Origin of the sequence: Paenarthrobacter sp. YIM B13468 (genome assembly GCF_042788025.1) — a bacterium.
Taxonomy (GTDB): domain Bacteria; phylum Actinomycetota; class Actinomycetes; order Actinomycetales; family Micrococcaceae; genus Arthrobacter; species Arthrobacter aromaticivorans.
The window spans coordinates 252,842-269,406 of the sequence record NZ_JBHZPI010000004.1 but is presented as its reverse complement, the minus strand read 5'-3'; the positions used below and the strand labels follow the sequence as shown (position 1 = coordinate 269,406).

The 16,565-nt window shown below is 63.4% G+C and carries 11 protein-coding genes; 6 read left to right on the top strand and 5 right to left on the bottom strand.

Annotated features, from left to right (window positions below):
* Nucleotides 1–56: 56 nt before the first annotated feature.
* Nucleotides 57–2,813 carry an FG-GAP repeat domain-containing protein gene (locus ACFX4T_RS06295; RefSeq protein WP_377651146.1) on the bottom strand — a complete coding sequence of 919 codons (2,757 nt, stop codon included), beginning with the start codon at nt 2,811–2,813 and terminating at the stop codon, nt 57–59.
* Nucleotides 2,814–3,085: 272 nt separating this feature from the next.
* On the opposite strand from ACFX4T_RS06295, the gene ACFX4T_RS06290 reads away from it, so the two are divergent.
* Nucleotides 3,086–3,322 (top strand): hypothetical protein, encoded by a 237-nt coding sequence (locus tag ACFX4T_RS06290; RefSeq protein WP_216924635.1) that lies wholly within the window; start codon nt 3,086–3,088, stop codon nt 3,320–3,322.
* 26 nt (nt 3,323–3,348) lie between these two features.
* Here the strand turns inward: ACFX4T_RS06290 and ACFX4T_RS06285 are convergent, their stop codons facing one another.
* A complete protein-coding gene (locus ACFX4T_RS06285) occupies nt 3,349–3,636 on the bottom strand; it encodes a MoaD/ThiS family protein (protein ID WP_216924633.1) in 288 nt (95 codons plus the stop codon).
* Between the two features lie 7 nt (nt 3,637–3,643).
* The gene (locus ACFX4T_RS06280; protein WP_223947346.1) at nt 3,644–4,798 is read right to left on the bottom strand and encodes a sialidase family protein; all 1,155 of its coding nucleotides are present in this window, start codon (nt 4,796–4,798) and stop codon (nt 3,644–3,646) included.
* A 158-nt stretch (nt 4,799–4,956) separates the two neighbouring features.
* Between ACFX4T_RS06280 and metH the strand changes: the two genes are divergently transcribed.
* Complete coding sequence (gene metH / locus ACFX4T_RS06275; RefSeq protein ID WP_377651145.1) at nt 4,957–8,622, top strand: methionine synthase; 3,666 nt, start codon at nt 4,957–4,959, stop codon at nt 8,620–8,622.
* Here metH and ACFX4T_RS06270 read toward each other — a convergent pair.
* Together ACFX4T_RS06270 and ACFX4T_RS06265 are read right to left on the bottom strand one after the other, a co-directional pair.
* Nucleotides 8,612–11,578 (bottom strand): ATP-binding cassette domain-containing protein, encoded by a 2,967-nt coding sequence (locus ACFX4T_RS06270; protein ID WP_377651144.1) that lies wholly within the window; start codon nt 11,576–11,578, stop codon nt 8,612–8,614. The genes metH and ACFX4T_RS06270 overlap by 11 nt on opposite strands.
* Nucleotides 11,575–12,132, bottom strand: coding sequence for a hypothetical protein (locus ACFX4T_RS06265; RefSeq protein ID WP_377651143.1), 558 nt, complete (start codon nt 12,130–12,132; stop codon nt 11,575–11,577). The genes ACFX4T_RS06270 and ACFX4T_RS06265 overlap by 4 nt, the downstream gene beginning before the upstream one ends.
* A gap of 233 nt (nt 12,133–12,365) precedes the next feature.
* Here ACFX4T_RS06265 and ACFX4T_RS06260 point away from each other — a divergent pair, with 233 nt between their 5' ends.
* The 4 genes from ACFX4T_RS06260 to ACFX4T_RS06245 all read left to right on the top strand — a co-directional run bounded on the left by ACFX4T_RS06260 (nt 12,366) and on the right by ACFX4T_RS06245 (nt 16,558).
* A complete protein-coding gene (locus tag ACFX4T_RS06260) occupies nt 12,366–13,040 on the top strand; it encodes a haloacid dehalogenase type II (RefSeq protein WP_216924619.1) in 675 nt (224 codons plus the stop codon).
* Between the two features lie 35 nt (nt 13,041–13,075).
* Entirely contained in the window at nt 13,076–14,125 is a 1,050-nt protein-coding gene (locus ACFX4T_RS06255) for a phosphotransferase (RefSeq protein WP_377651142.1), read from the top strand.
* A gap of 28 nt (nt 14,126–14,153) precedes the next feature.
* Entirely contained in the window at nt 14,154–15,515 is a 1,362-nt protein-coding gene (locus ACFX4T_RS06250) for an aspartate aminotransferase family protein (RefSeq protein WP_377651141.1), read from the top strand.
* A gap of 116 nt (nt 15,516–15,631) precedes the next feature.
* Nucleotides 15,632–16,558, top strand: coding sequence for an ABC transporter substrate-binding protein (locus tag ACFX4T_RS06245; RefSeq protein WP_377651140.1), 927 nt, complete (start codon nt 15,632–15,634; stop codon nt 16,556–16,558).
* The last annotated feature ends 7 nt before the right edge of the window (nt 16,559–16,565 follow it).

The following is a 16,565-nucleotide window of genomic DNA, read 5'->3' as shown; positions in this document are numbered from 1 at the left end:
TTTCCCGGCGATTTCGCACGTTTCCGGGGACCTCGTGACACCAAGGCCAGCAGGGCCTATCGCGGATTCAGGGCCACTGGCATGAACTTCCCAGCACCCGTTCCGGAGTACATCAGCAACGTGCCGTCCCCGGCAACTCCCACCACGGAGGGGTCGCCAGTACCGGTAAATCCGTTACCGAGGGCAGCGATGCTGGAGAACATGTTCCACCCTGAGCCGAGGTAGGAGCGGGAAAGGAAGCCGCCAGCCCCGTTCCCCGGGTAGAGCCAGAGTCCGCCATCACCTGTACGGCCAACCAGGTCTTCCCTTCCGTCGCCGTTGAAGTCACCGGCCTGCAGGACCAGGTTGAACATGTCCCACCCGGTGCCGATCTGCTTGCGGGCCAGGAAGCCCCCGGAGCCGTTGCCGGGATAGACCCACAGCACGCCATCGGAGCCCTGCGCAACGATGTCCGGCTTTCCGTCGCCCGTGAAATCGCCCGGGGCCAGCAGTTGCTCGAAACCTTGCCATCCGGTGCCGATCTGTTTACGTGCAAGGAACTGTCCCGTGCCGTCCGTCGGGTAGAGCCACAGTGTCCCATCGGAAGCCCGGGCCACAAGATCAGGGTGCGAATCGCCGTCGAAATCTCCCGCGCTGAGCACCGACGTGAACTGGCCCCAGCCCCACCCGACTTGAACACGCGGAAGGAAGCTGCCCGATCCGTTGCCCGGGTAAAGCCAGAGCGCGCCGTCGGTCCCGCGCGCCAGGATGTCGGCGGCAGCGTCGCCGTCGAAATCGCCTGCTTCCCACACCTGACGGAACTGGTTCCATCCGGTCCCGATCGCAAGCCGATCCGCGAAGCCAATGCCGTCCCCTGGATAGAGGGTCATGCCCCCGCCCGCTGCTGCGGTCAGGACGTCCACCCGCTTGTCACCTGTGAAGTCCCGGCCGCCAACAATGTCACCTACCCCGTTCCAACCAGTTCCGACGGCGGCACGCGGCAGGAAGCCGCCCCTGCCATCCCCGGGGTAGACGAAGAGCGTGCCGTCGCCGGCCCGGGCGAGCAGACCCGGAGCACCGCCCCCGAACGAACCTGACGCTGCGAGGCTGTTGAAGGAATCCCAGCCTTGGCCGATCTGCGTTTGGGCTAGGAAACCACCTGTGCCATTGCCGGGATACAACCACAGGCGGCCATCCGCACCGGCGGCGATCAGGTCGCTCCGGCCATCCGCATTGAAGTCCCCGGCCGCGACCAACTGCGTGAAGCCCTGCCAACCAAAACCGATCTGGCTCCGGGCCAGGAATCCACCCTTGCCGTTGCCGGGATAAAGCCACAATGCGCCGTCGCTGGTGCGGGCTAGGACGTCCGCGAAGCCGTCGCCGTTGAAGTCCGACGTTCCCAAAACGGCATTGAAGATGCTCCAGCCCGAGCCGATCTGCACCGGATCTTCCAGGCGGTTTCCGGGGAGGCCGCTGAAGAGCAGCAGCGAACCGTCAGCTTCCCGGGAGATGACGTCGGCCAGTTTGTCGCCGTCGAAGTCGCCCGCGGAGAAACGCATGCGTGCCTTGAGTTTGGGATCGGCGTTGATGGTGACAGTCGCCGAGGTGGTGGAGACGGAGTTGATGGTGACCTGGGTGCCGGTGTAGGTGGTGAAGGTGCTGCCGGCTTGCCAGGCGTGGTTCTTGGCGTACCAGGTCTCCGTGAAGGGGATGGTCGATGGCATGAGAATCAGGGATGACGCGATTGTGGCGCCGCCTCGTTGGACGATCTTGACGCCCCTGTTGCCCGGCGGCGGGGGGTTACCGTACTTATCCGGTTGGCCTAAGTAGCTGTCGTACCCCACCGGCTGCCTAAGTTCCAGGTAGTAGACCTCTTTGCTGACCGGGTCCGTGAACTTAATGGCTCTCTGCGCGTCGGTGCCTCCCCAAGGCTTCAACGTGTAGCTTTTGACGCCTGCAGCCACCCCGACATCGCGGATTTCATCGCCGCGGCCCAGCCCTGCGTAGTCCCAGAAGCTGGAGCTCACCACCGGCTGGGCGTACTGCGCAGCGCCCATGAGGTCCGTGGTGTCTCCGTATTCACGGATGTAGCAGGAGCTGTCCGTGAACCGCCCGGTGCTGTCCACGCCGACGTCGGATGCGCCGCTGTAGCACTGCAACGCATCGGCGTGCATCAGTCCGATCACGTGCCCGAATTCATGGCTCATGACGTTGTTGGAGAAGTTGCTGATTTGCGGCATCAGCACCCGCCCGCTGTAGCTGCCGCTGCTGTAGCCGACGCCCAGCGCATTTCCGGAAAGTGTGGACGTCGGAATAAAGATCACCAGCGCCGTGTAGGGGCTTGCCGTCCATTTCAACTCGCTCGTGATGGTGGACATGATGGTGCTGTAGCTGTCTGTCGACTTGGCTTTGGATTGGAACCCGGAAACCTTGCTGTCCACAGTCATGGACAGCTTGTTGTCCGTCATGGCTTTCCAGTAGCTGCTGGTGGCCGCTACCGTCTGCTCGGCCGCTGACATGGAGACCGGATTGGTGTTGTCGGCAAGCTTGGCCGTGACGAGTCGAACCCGGATATCGCCATTGGGGCCGGTTGCTGCTGCGCCCTCGCCGAGAAGGGATTCGACGTCAGTGATCTCGCCACTGCTGGATGGCGCCTGTCCGGGTGGCGCCTCAAAGACGTGCTCCGAATGCGGTGTCCCCTCGAAGAACCGTACGTTCGGATTATCGGGTGTGGGTTCCGGCACCGCCGAGGCAGGGGCCTGGACGAAAAACAGGCCTGTGGCGAAAACCACCAAGCCTGTGGACACCGCGATTGCACGTCGCAAAAAGCCCATTAAATCTCCCGGGGACGGAGTCTGTGGTTCCTGTGAGTCTCAAGAACCGAGATCAGGTTACCGTCGCGCCCGCGCGGGTCCGCGGAAGCAGCCACAAAGCGAAGGCGAGTCCTGCCACCGATTGCACGAATCGGCGTCGGGCCATAGCGGAAACGCAAGCATCCCGGAATGCTAACCGGACCCTAACCACGCCGAAATACTTTGGCAACAATGCCCCGCCACACTGGAATAGCCGGCAAGTGCAGGCACCAGCTCCAGTTCAGGAGGACACCATGCTGAAGGAAGTCACCACTCACACAACACGTATACGCGCGATCAGCCAGCTCCACCGCGGAGACGAGATCGAGGCCCGCATGTCCGTTGGTCCCGCCTACGATGACGTGGTCATCCGCCGCGGACGGGTCCAGGAAACAGCGCCTGGAATCGGCGTCGTCTGGATCATGGACCACGTCTCCGGTATGAGGAAAGCCATCAATACCGACGAATGCAGTGTTTGGCGCGTCGCCTGAACCCAGGCTTGACCCCAAATACCCGCTTAGCCGCCGGCCACGGACTGGATAATCAAGACCTCCTGGCCGGCCGCAACCTCCGTATCAAGACCCTTCAGACGCCGGACCTCATCGCCGTTCACGTAAATATTCACGAAACGGCGGAGCGCACCGGTTTCATCCCGCAAACGCCTGGCCAGCACCGGATATTCTCCGGTTACCGAGTCCAGCAACTGTCCAACGGTCACAGCCCCGTCGGCGGACGCAGTCAGATAGGACTGTCCGCCGACGAGTGGCTGCAGGACACCTGGCAACACGACCGTAAAGTCAGCCACAACGGGCCTAACCAGGTACCGGGGCGCTGGCTGATGCTTCCCGCGCCCGGCCGCTGCGGTTTCCAACCACGACGGCGGCACGCACGCACAGTACGTCCGGCAAGTGCGAGGCCACTTCAGTAAAGGTCTCGCCCTCGTCGGCGCTGGCATAGACAGCTCCACCGCGCGTTCCGAAGTACACGCCAGTCGGTTCGGCAGTGTCCACGGATGCGGCGTCGCGAAGCACAGCGTTGTATTCGTGGTCCGGCAGACCGGTGTGGAGCTCTCTCCACGTTCCGCCGGCATCCTCCGTGCGGTGCACACTGAGCTTGCCGTCCGGTGGGATGCGTTCGCCGTCAGCCTTGAGCGGGATGACCCAAGCAGTTCCCTCGCGGCGGGGGTGGGTCAGCATCACGAAACCAAAGTCCGCGGGCAGCCCCTCCGCGATGGAGTTCCAGTTCTCGCCGTTATCGTCCGTGCGATATACGCCGTGGTGGTTCTGTGCGTACAAACGGCCCTCGACGGCGGCGTCCGCGGCGATCTTGTGAACGCACTGACCGAACTCGGGATTGGGATCAGGCATGAAGTAGGCCGAGATTCCCTTGTTGCGGGGCTCCCAGGAGGTACCGCCGTCGAGCGATCTGTAAACGCCGCCCGTGCTCATGGCAATATGGACGTTCTCACCGGAAGGATCCACCACGATCGAGTGGGCTGCCGCGCCGCCATAGCCAGCGCCCCACTCACTGCGATGGGGGTGGTCCCAGAGTCCGCGGTTCAGCTCAAAGTGCTCGCCGCCGTCGGTGGATTTCCACACTGAAATCGGCTCGCACCCGGCCCAAACCACGCCAGGCCGGGACTCGGCGTCGGGGTAGATCTGCCAGATGCGTTCCAAGGCGGCGTCGGTGCCGTCCGGAAATTTGATGGCGCCTTGCTCGGGTTCGGTCCAGGTGGCGCCGAGGTCATCTGAGTGGGCCACGGTGGGTCCCCAGTGCTCCGAACGCACCCCCACCATGATCCTGGTCTTGCCGTCCCGGGTGTCTATCCCGATGCTCGGGATCTCACTCATCAGGAAATGCGGGCCGGAGAGGGACCATTGTTTGCGGTCCGGGCTGCTTGCGAGCCACAAACCCTTCTTGGTCCCGATCGCTAGGACATAACTTTCTTCGGTAGCCATGAACCCCATCGAACCATTGTGGTCAGGGGAGGGCAATGAATTTTTGAGGCTATGTGGAAAACCCCTTTCGGATCAGAGGACCGGCCCGCCGCGAAAGACAACCACCCGCCGTCGTAGTACACGGACATAGGAAGTGCTGTGTCGGACCTCACCCGTACCCTGTTTATATGCCTCGTTTTGCCCTTGACATCGATTCTGTCTCCCGCACTGTCCGCTCCCAATCGCTCTTGGATGCGGTCAACCAGCGCGTCGTCATTGCCGATGGCGCCATGGGCACCATGTTGCAGGGCCGGGAACTCTCCCTGGACACGGATTTCCAGGGACTGGAAGGCTGCAATGAGATCCTCAACGACACGCGCCCTGATGTCATCGGGGACATCCATGACGCGTACTTCGCGGTGGGAATCGACGCAGTAGAAACCAACACGTTCGGCGCGAACTGGTCCAACCTCTCCGACTACGGCATCGACGACCGCATTGAGGAGCTCGCCCGCAAGGGGGCGCAGATTGCCCGCGAGCGCGCGGAGGCTGCAGAAGCGAAAGACGGACGGATGCGGTGGGTTCTGGGTTCCATGGGCCCGGGCACCAAACTCCCCAGCCTCGGGCACACCAGCTACGACTCCCTCAAGCAGACCTTCGCACTGCAGGCCGAGGGCCTCATCGCCGGCGGAGCGGATGCGTTCCTCATCGAAACCAGCCAGGACCTCCTTCAGACAAAGGCTGCGGTGAACGGTTGCAAGCAGGCGATCGTTGCCAGCGGTGTCCGGCTCCCCATCTTCGTCGAGGTGACGGTCGAGACCACCGGAACCATGTTGATGGGTTCCGAAATCGGCGCTGCGCTCACCGCTCTTGAGCCGCTCGGCGTCGATGCCATCGGCCTGAACTGCGCCACCGGGCCGGATGAGATGAGCGAGCACCTCCGGCACCTGTCCAAGCAGTCCTCGGTCGCTATCGCCTGCATGCCCAACGCTGGGCTGCCGATCCTCGGCGCGAACGGCGCGCACTATCCGCTCTCCCCCACGGAACTCGCCACCGCGCACGAGCAGTTTGTGCGTGAATTCGGCTTGGGCCTGGTGGGCGGCTGTTGCGGTACGACGCCGGAGCACATGGCCGCCGTCGTCGAACGTCTTGAGCCCTTCCGCACCAACGGCAACACGCTCGACGCCGGGACCGTCGCCAACGGCGCGAAAAGCGCCGGCGGCCGGGTTCCCACTGAACGCGAGGCCGGCGTCGCATCCCTCTACCATCACGTGCCGTTCGACCAGGAGTCCGCGTATCTCGCCATTGGTGAGCGCACCAACGCCAACGGTTCCAAGGCGTTCCGCCAGGCAATGCTGGAAGAGCGCTGGGACGACTGCGTGGATATTGCCCGCGAGCAGGTCCGCGTCGGCGCACACCTGCTCGACGTTTGCATCGACTATGTGGGCCGCGACGGCGTGGCGGACATCAAGGAAATCGTTTCGCGCTTCGCGTCGGCCTCCACCCTCCCGCTCGTCATCGACTCCACCGAACCGCCCGTCCTGAAGGCCGGGCTGGAACTCATCGGTGGTCGTCCGGTGGTCAACTCCGTCAATTACGAGGACGGGGATGGCCCGGACAGCCGCTTTGCGCGGATCATGCCGCTGGTGAAGGAACATGGCACCGCCGTGATTGCTTTGACCATCGACGAGCAGGGCCAGGCGCGCACCACCGAAGGCAAGGTGGCCATCGCTTCCCGCCTCGTCGACGCCCTGGTGGGCGATTGGGGGATGCGCGTAGAGGACATCATTGTGGACGCCCTGACCTTCCCCATCGCCACCGGTCAGGAGGAAACCCGCCGGGACGGCATCGAAACCATCGAGGCTATCCGCCAGATCACCACGAAGTACCCCGGCATCCAGACCACCCTTGGTGTGTCCAACGTGTCCTTCGGCCTGAACCCGGCTGCCCGCATGGTGCTGAACTCGGTGTTCCTGCACGAGGCAGTGCAGGCGGGCTTGACCAGCGGAATCATCGACGCCGCAAAGATCGTGCCGCTGGCATCGCTGCCGGATGATCAGCGCAAGGTGGCCCTGGACCTCGTGTGGGACCGCCGCGAGTACGACGCCGAGGGCAACGTCACCTATGACCCCTTGGCCATCATGCTGGACCTCTTCGCCGGCGTCGACACCGCTGCGCTCAAGGACCAGCGCGCCGCGGAACTCGCTGCGCTGCCCACCGGCGAACGCCTGCAGCGGCGCATCATCGACGGTGAAGGCAAGGGCCTCGAAGAGGACCTCGACCTCGCACGCAGTGAAGGCATGACCCCGCTCGGCATCATCAACGACCAACTGCTGGAGGGTATGAAGGTTGTTGGTGAGCGCTTCGGCGCCGGCGAGATGCAGCTTCCGTTCGTGCTGCAATCCGCTGAGGTGATGAAGAACGCGGTCGCACTGCTCGAGCCGCACATGGAGAAGTCGGATTCTTCCGGCAAGGGCACCATGGTGATCGCCACCGTTCGCGGCGACGTGCACGATATTGGCAAGAACCTCGTGGACATCATCCTCACCAACAACGGCTACAAAGTGGTCAACATCGGCATCAAGCAGGGAATCGCCGAGATCATGGCCGCAGCGGAGGAGCACGACGCCGATGTGATCGGCATGTCGGGCCTGCTGGTGAAGTCCACTGTGGTGATGAAGGAAAACCTTGCCGAGCTCCAGTCCCGGGGCCTGGCGAAGAAGTGGCCCATCATCTTGGGTGGTGCAGCCCTGACCCGCGCCTACGTGGAGCAGGACCTCGCGGAGCAGTTTGAGGGAACCGTCAGGTACGCCAAAGACGCCTTCGAAGGCCTCGCTCTCATGGAGCCGTTGGTGCAGGTGGCCCGCGGCGCTGACCCTGACGCGGTCGGCCTCCCGCCGCTGAAGAAGCGGATCCACAAGAGTGGCCCGAAGTTCACCGTGACCGAACCTGAGGCAATGCCCGGCCGGTCCGACGTCACCGCCGAAAACCCTGTCCCCGCTCCACCGTTCTGGGGCACGCGAATTGTGCGCGGCGTCGCATTGCACGACTACGCTGCTTTGCTCGATGAGCGAGCAACGTTCATGGGCCAGTGGGGGCTCAAGCCCGGGCGGGGCGACGACGGCGCCTCCTACGACGAACTGGTGGAACTTGAAGGCCGGCCTCGCCTGCGGTACTGGCTGGACCGTATCCTCGCCGAGGGAATGCTCGATGCATCGGTCGCCTACGGCTATTTCCCCGTTGTGTCCGAGGGCGAACAGGTGGTGGTGCTGCACCACGGAGAGGACCACGACGGCGTCCTCGGCATCCCCGGCCTGCTCGCCCCCGATGGTGGCTCAGACGGACCAATCGGCACCGAGCGCCTGCGCTTCGACTTCCCACGCCAGCGGCGGGACCGGCACTTGTGCCTCGCTGACTTCGTGCGGTCCCGGGAATCGGGCCAGATCGACGTCCTGCCGGTGCAACTGGTCACCGCTGGTGCGAAAATCGAGGAATTCACGTCCAAGATGTTCGCAGCCAACCAATACCGCGACTATTACGAGCTCAATGGCCTGGTCATGCAGCTCACCGAGGCACTGGCTGAATTCTGGCACGCGCGGATCCGTTCCGAACTGGGTTTCGCCGCCGAAGAGCCGAAGGACAAAGCCGGTTACTTCAAGCTCGACTACCGCGGTGCCCGCTTCTCCCTGGGATATCCGGCCTGCCCGGACATGGAAGACCGCCGCAAGGTCACGGAGCTGCTGAAACCGGAACGGATGGGCGTCATCCTTAGCGATGAGCTGATGCTGCACCCGGAGCAGTCAACGGATGCTTTCGTGTTCCACCACCCGGAGGCCAAGTACTTCAAGGTGTGAGTTGGTGCGGGTCCTTGGCTTTGGGGCGGCGGGCATACTTTGTGCCCGCCTTCCTGGATCCGGGGTCCTCAGCCCGGGTGGTTTGAACGCCCGGGCTGGAGACCGGCTTCGCCCGCCGGAAGGCGGCGAGGATAGCCCGTCCCACGGCAGAGATTCCGATGATGGTAGTGATGGCACGCAGGGTGTCCCATCCCGCCGTCGAGGTCAAAAGCGAATAGAGCAGGAAGCTGCTGAGGTTGGTGGCCAGTGGGGCGCCGGGCGTGTAGGAAATGCCGGTTCCGGCACCCACAGCGAACGGCCAGAACCACAAATTGGTGAGCAGGCCGAAAACGTAGGACGCCACGACGCCATAGCCGCAAAGCATCCATAGTTCAGCACGTCCGCGAACCCGGCGCGGCAACAGGCCCGCCCCCGCCCCCACCCAGGCGCAGGCGAAGATCTGGAACGGCGACCACGGGCCGATGCCGCTCCAGAGGGCGCTGGAGACTGCGATCGTAGCCGCGCCAAGGAGCATTCCGAATCTGGCACCGAAGGCGCGGCCGGCCAGGATCAGCAGGATGAACACTGCTTCAACTCCCCCGACGCCGGTGCTGGCCACACGAACTGCCGAACCGACGGCGGCCAGGACGCCCAGCAGGGCCACGGTGTGAGCGGAACGGACGGAACCGTCGAGGGAAACCACGACGGCGACGACCGCCAGCGGCGCGATGGCCAACGCCGCGTAGGGAACAGCGGCCGCGGCATCCTCGGGTAGGGCCGCAGCGAGCAATGGCCAGCAGAACGCGCCCAGGGCCAAAACGTTGGCTATGGCGAGAATTGCGACCTCCAAGGCCCGTGGCAAGCGGAGGTGGTAGGCCCGCTTTGCGGTCGGACCAATTGTCGGCCCGGTCTCTTTTGCCCCGTCGATGAACCGCGGGGCCGCAACCTGCCGGATTTCTCCGGGCTGCTCTGCTGCCCTGGCTGTGGAGCTCGCGGAGACGGCGTCGCCGTTGGATAGGAGTACGGCTTCGGCTTGGGCTGCAGGCGCCACGCCGTGGTCCATCTGCACGATCCGGGCCCCCAGACCGTGCGCAAAATCGAGGTCATGCGTAGCGATCAGGACTGCTGCGCCGGTGTCCGCCAATGCGAGCAAAGCGGCTGAGACTCCTGCGCGGGCCTCCGGATCGAGCCCGCGGGTGGGCTCATCAATAAGGAGGACTTGGGGATCGTCCGAGGTCTGGAGGGCGATGGCGAGGATACGGCGCTCTCCAGCAGACAGGTCTCGCGGGTGCTCGTTTCCAATCGGAATCCGAACGTCGCCACGCAATCGGGCCAGGCGTGATGCTGCCGGTTGTGAGGCGGTCCTGTCCGAGCCATTCCGGTCTGATTTACGGCGGGCCCGCGCTTCGCGTCGATCTGCCGCCCGGAGCTCAGCAGCCACCGTATCCCTCGTGAAAAGGTCGTCAGAGGCGTCTGGAACCAAGGCGACGCGGCCGCCGTCCACCGTGCCGCTGGTTCCTTCTCCGAGTGCGAGGGCCACCAGGAGCGTGGACTTGCCGGCCCCGTTAGGGCCGACCAAGGCAACCACTTCACCAAGGTGCAGGGTAAGGGAGGCGTCGCGGACGAGCGCCTTGCCGTCGCGGTGCACCGCGAGCTTAGTCGCGGTCAGTACGGGTGCGTCTTCCGGTGACCCCAATGCCGGTGACTGTCCCAATCCCGCTGACACGGCCGACGTCGGGCGGATCCCACCCCGACGCGAAGGTGCTGGCGAAACGCCCTCTACCAAGCCGCCGTCGTGAATTTTCCACCATGAGTCGGCGACGGGTAACAGCTGCTCCGCCCGATGCTCGGCCACAATGATGCAAATGCCCGATCTACGGGCGAGGGCGTCGAGTACGGCGATAACGCGGGCCCGGGCCGTGGTGTCGAGGTCAGCAAGCGGCTCGTCAACCAAAAGCAGGGCCGGGTGCTCCACCACGGCGGCGGCGATCGCCACGAGCGTCGCCTCGCCAGCGGAGAGGGAGTTCAGGTTCCGGTCCAGGAGCTCCGACACGCCAATCCACTCCGCGACCTCCACCGTGCGGACCCTGGCGACGCCGGGCGCAACGCCGCGCAGTTCAAGCGAAAGTGAGATTTCGTCCCGGACGCGGGTGCTGGCAAACGCGGCGCGCGGGTTTTGCAGGACGACGCCGACGACGCCCGCAGTATCGCGAGGCGGTGCTCCCGCACGGTCCACTCCGGCTACACGAACCGTGCCGGTGACTTCTCCGCCGTCGACATGTGAAAGGAGGCCCGCTACACCCCGCAGGATGGTGGACTTGCCTGAGCCGGTGGGCCCGGTAACGACCGTTATTGTCCCGGGGTCTGGCTTGAAGTTTTCGACCTTCAGTCGCGTGTCGCCGATGTGGAATTGGGCATCCCGGATCTCAAGGGGCAACCCCGGATCGCGGCCGGGTTGGTGCGCCGCCTTGCTCCCGAAGCCGCGCAGTTCCAAGGCCGCCGCTACCCGGCTGGCGTGCTCAAGGGTTCGCTCAAGCACGGGCACTAGGGCGCGGGGCCCGAAGCGCTCGCCCCGCAACCGGAAGGCCAAGCGGACGGAGGCGACGGCGTCGGCGAGCGCGGGGAGCGCCGCCCAAGCCACCACGAGTGTGCGGGCTATGCCCTGGAATGGACCGCCGCAGGCCAGCCGTATGAAGCCCCTTGCCACGTCAACGAACGCGTTGAGTACGCCAAAAACGAGGATCAAGCCGGCAATCGGAAGCGCGGACAGGACCGCCTCCCACAGGCCCGGCGCCGTTACCGGACCAAGGAAGACCACATGGGCGTACGGGGCGGGCAGCCGCACAGACGGCAGGTTGAGCAGAACCGGCCCAACGGCGCCCGCACCGTTGAAAAGAACGCGGTAAATGACCCGCGCCGCGACGAACACGACGGCGAGAGCCGCCCCTGCGCGTAGCGGCGCGGATCGGAAGGTCATGCCGTGGGTGCGGCCGGTGCGCCGTCGACGGTGAACAGCAGCTCCAGGCTCTCGCCGGGCTTCACCTGCTGGGTGGCGAGGCCTTCCTGGGCGTAGGCCCAGTCGCCCGTGGCTGGCTTGACCCAAATGGACCAGTAGGCGAAGGCCGCAGGCATCTTGCCGCACTCTTCGCGGTACGTGCCGCCCTTGTAGGTGATGTCGACGTCGGCAGCGGGCACTCCGTTGACACGGCAGACCAGCTCGGTGGGGTACTGGGTGGTTCCCTCAGTCTTCACCTTTGCTTCGTCCAGCACCTTGGCGGCGGTGGTCGGGGCGTCCACGGACACGCATACGGATGTGTCAGCCGCGGAGGGCTTCAGGGCGCCGGAATCGACGATGACCTTTACGCCCGTGCAGGGTCCGGAAGCAGCGCTGGATGAAGGCGCTGCGGAGGAATCGGGGGCGGAGGTACTTGGCTGGGGGGCCGCTGGCGCCGAACAAGCGGCCAGGGCAAACAGGAGCCCAGCGGCGGCGAGGGAGCTTGCGGCGGCGGTGCGGATCTTGGAAAAAGTCACGCTCCAAGGGTAGGACGTCGCTTGGCTGGATTTGGATGTGGCGGGTTGTGTGACGTTCGGTGGCGATGCTTGCCGTTGGTCGCCCAACAAATCTCTGAAAGATTGTTGACAATTGACAGTAAGCGATTTAGATTCATAGTGAATCAAATACCCCACTCGCTCGCATCGGGACGCCTACCGTGAAAAAACGAGCGAGGCCCCCTCTCCTAACACCTCCACTGAAGGGACCCATCATGGCTACTACCGACTCCCGCCCGAAGTACATCTCCTTTGACATCTACGGCACACTGATCAACTGGGATACTGACTCCACTACCCGGCGCTTGCTCGCGGGCCGTTTGCCTGAAGAGCAGTGGCCCGCGTTCAAGAAGGTGTTCCGCGGATACCGCTTCGACGAAGTCCTTGGCGACTACAAGCCGTACGAGCAAATCCTGCAGAATTCCTTTGACCGGGTATGCAAGTTCTTTGGCATTGGGCCAACCCCTGGCGCAGGGGCAGAGTTCGCTGACGCTGTCCGCGGCTTTGGTGCCCACGACGACGTGCCGGCGCCGCTGAAACTCATGGGCGACAACTACAAGCTGGTGGCCCTGTCCAACGCCGACGACAGCTTCCTGGAGATCAGCATCCCCAAACTCGGTGCTGACTTCCACGCCGTGTTGACCGCCGAACAGGCACAGGCCTACAAGCCCCGCTACCAAGCCTTCGAGTACATGCTCGACACCCTGAACGCCAAGCCGGAAGACTTCCTGCACATCGCCTCGCACACCCGGTACGACATGCACCCGATGCACGACATGGGCTTCCGTAACCTCTGGGTTCTGGACCGCGGCTACGACCCCATCACCGGCGGCTACGACTACAACAGCGTTAAGTCGCTGGACGAGATCAACAAGCACCTCGGTCTCTAAATCGGTTGCTGGCTCTCCGTCGATGAAAGGCTGAAATGAGCGATTCTGCTTTTATCCAAGCAGTGGCATCAGAGAGTGGACTCCTGGCGGAGCATCCGCAGCTCGCTGACCCCGCCGTTTTGGAGCTGCTTGAACAGTTCTACGGCCTAAAGGGAATGCTGGTCAGGATTCCCACCGAGAAGGACGAGACTTTCCGGCTCCGGGATGGGGACGAAACGTATCTGGTGAAGATTTCAGCCCCGGATGAGGATCCAGTGATCGTCCACCTTCAAACGGCTTGCATGGAGCATTTGGAACGGACTGCCCCTGATCTTCCAGTCCAGCGTCTTGTCAGGAGTCTTGGCGGAGAGCCGCAAGTCCTCATTCCGGCCCCTGCGGGAGCCTTTGATCGGGTACTGCGGGTGATGCGGTTCCTGCCTGGCGACTTGCTGGCCAATCAAGACGCGTCGGCCGGCCAGCTTCGATTGGTGGGCTCAAGCCTGGCCCGCCTGGGGATTGCTTTGCAGGATTTCGATCATCCTCGCGCCAACCGTTTGCTCCTCTGGGACCTTAAGCACTTCCACCGGATGCGGCCCTTGCTTGACTACGTGGAGGACCAGGAAAAACGATCCCTCGCGGAGGACATTTTCGATCAGTTCGACGAAAAAGTCGTTCCGCTCCTCGGCACCCTGACCTCCCAGGTTGTCCACGGGGATTTCAGTCCGTTCAATGTCCTGGTCAACCCCAGCAGGCCCGATTACGTGACCGGGATTATCGACTTCGGGGACGTCGTGCGAACCCCCGTAATCTTCGACATCAGCGTCACCATGGCCAACCTGCTGGGGGCCGACCCGGCCAGCCCCTGGGAGCACGCACTCCACGTCATGAACGGTTATCGAAGCATCCACCCCTTGCCGGGGCAGGAGTTGGAGGCCCTGACCGTCTCTGCCCAGGCTCGCCTGCTGCTGCGGGCCCTGATAACCCAGTGGCGCGCAAGCCAGCTGCCGCAAAGGCGCGACTATCTCCTCTCCCACTCAAAACCCGATTGGGACCGGCTCGCCTCCACCGCCGCGGCGCCGGCACCAGAACTTTCTTTCACACCATGAACCCACCGCCGAGCCCCCAGGAGAAACCATGGACCTCTCTTCCCAAATAATCCGCAAACCGTCCAAGGCCATGGTTAACGGCTTCGATCCCAGCCGCTTGGACGAGCTCCCGGACCAGATGCAAAAGAGCATTCGACGCCGGGACAAGAGCCTGGGGCCCAGTTACAGGCTCTTTTACGACGAGCCGCTGGAAATCGTTCGCGGCAAGGGCGTCACGTTGTTTGACCGGGACGGCAATGAATATCTCGACGTCTACAACAACGTTCCCTCTGTCGGTCACGGCCACCCGCGTGTCATTGAAGCTGTACACCAGCAGATGCAGACGCTGAACACGAACACCCGCTACGTCCAGGAGTCCATCCTGGATTACTCGGAGCAGCTCCTTTCAACGTTCCCCGCCGAACTCGGCCATGTCATGTTCACGTGCACCGGTTCAGAAGCCAATGACCTCGCGATGCGCGTCGCAAAATATGTGACCGGACAGCAGGGCATCATCGTCACGGCCGGCGCGTACCACGGCCTTACTGCCGAGGTCTCGTCGTTCTCACCTTCCTTGGGCAAGGGTGTGCCGCTGGGTGCGAACGTGCGGGTTATCGACGCCCCTGACGCCCTGCGCTATTCATCAGATCAAGCCTCGCTGCAGGATCACCTGCGGGCCCAGGTGCGGGCAGCCATCGCTGACCTGCACCGGCACGGTATCGGAGTGGCCGCTTTCATCGCCGACAGCATCTTCTCCTCCGACGGTGTCTTCGCTGGCCCGTCAGGCTTCCTCCGCCCCATCATCGAAGAGATCCATGCCGTGGGTGGCCTGTACATCGCAGACGAAGTACAGCCGGGATTCGGCCGGACGGGTGAGGAATGGTGGGGCTTCCAGCGCCACGGAATCGTCCCCGACATCGTGACCATCGGCAAGCCCATGGGTAACGGCATTCCCGTAGCGGCAGCAATCTTCAAGCCCGAATTGCTGCAGGAGTTCGGGAAGAACATCCGCTACTTCAACACCTTCGGCGGAAATTCAGTAGCCATAGCGGCAGCCCAGGCCGTTCTGGACGTCATCCGGGAGGAATCACTCATAGAGAACGCTTTGAAAGTTGGCGGAAAGATCCTCACCGGCCTGAAGGACCTCACCCGGAATCTCGACCAGGTGGCAGAAGTACGCGGTAGCGGCTTGTTCATCGGCGTCGACCTCGTGACCGATCGGTCCACCCTCACTCCAAACGGGGACGCCGCCGCCAGCATAGTCAATGCCCTCCGGCAGGACCGGATCCTGATCTCGGCTTGCGGCGCGCAGGGCAACGTCCTGAAAATCCGTCCGCCAATGCCCTTTTCCAGTGACGACGCCGATCGCCTGCTTGAAGGAATGGGCCGTGCCCTCAAGGCACTGCGCTAAGGCGCAACAACAAACAGGCCGGCCTGGCGCCGGCACCAAATGCTTGGGGATTGTGCCTTCCACTGTGAAAGCACTCTGTGCATTACACCAGCCGAAATCACTTGAAGGGTTGCACCATGAAGACGACACACAAGATCCAAACAGCCGCTGCGGGGCTCGCTGTACTGTTGGCCCTGACTGCATGCGGTGGTGCCGCAACAGGGACTGAAGCGACGGAGATTCCGAAGACACAGAACACCCGTGACATATCAGAGGGTGTCCAACCGGACGCCGCGGCGGTGGCGTTGCTGCCGAAGGCCATCAAGGACAAGGGCGAGCTGACGGTCGCGATGGACCTCAGCTCCCCGCCGATGACGTTCCTCGCCGAGGACAACACAACGCCCATTGGCGTAAACCCGGACCTTGCCCGTTTGGTAGCAAAGAAGCTGGGCCTGAAGCTGAAGTTCGAGAACACGGCGTTCGACACAATCATTCCCGGCATCGACGGCGGCCGCTACGACTTCACCGCCACCACCATGTCCGCTACAGCCGAGCGGCTGAAGGTGTTGGACATGATCAACTACCTCAAGGGAGGCTCGGCCGTAGCCGTAGCGAATGGCAACCCGCTCAACCTGACCAATGACACGCTCTGCGGCAAGAACGTTGGTGTGACAAAGGGCTCAACACAGCAACTGAAGCACCTGCCCAATGTCTCGGAGTGGACCTGCACATCCCAGGGCAAGCCGGCCATCAACGCCATCACCCTGCCCAACGTCCAGGAAGCCCTGACACAACTGGACTCCAAGCGGATCGACGCTGTCTTTTACGATGCCAGTGCCCTGGCCTGGGCCAACGACCAGCAGCCCAACCACTTCACCACCTTGCAGCCGCGCATGGATACCCGCACTGACACCAATGTCGCCATGGGCCTGAAGAAGGGGTCACCCCTGACCCCGGCACTCCAGAAAGCAACCCAGTCGGTTCTGGAATCCCCGGAATACAAGAAGTCCCTGGACTACTGGGGCCTGGGAGAATCAGCTATTACTGACGCCAAGATCCGCTAGAAGCCGC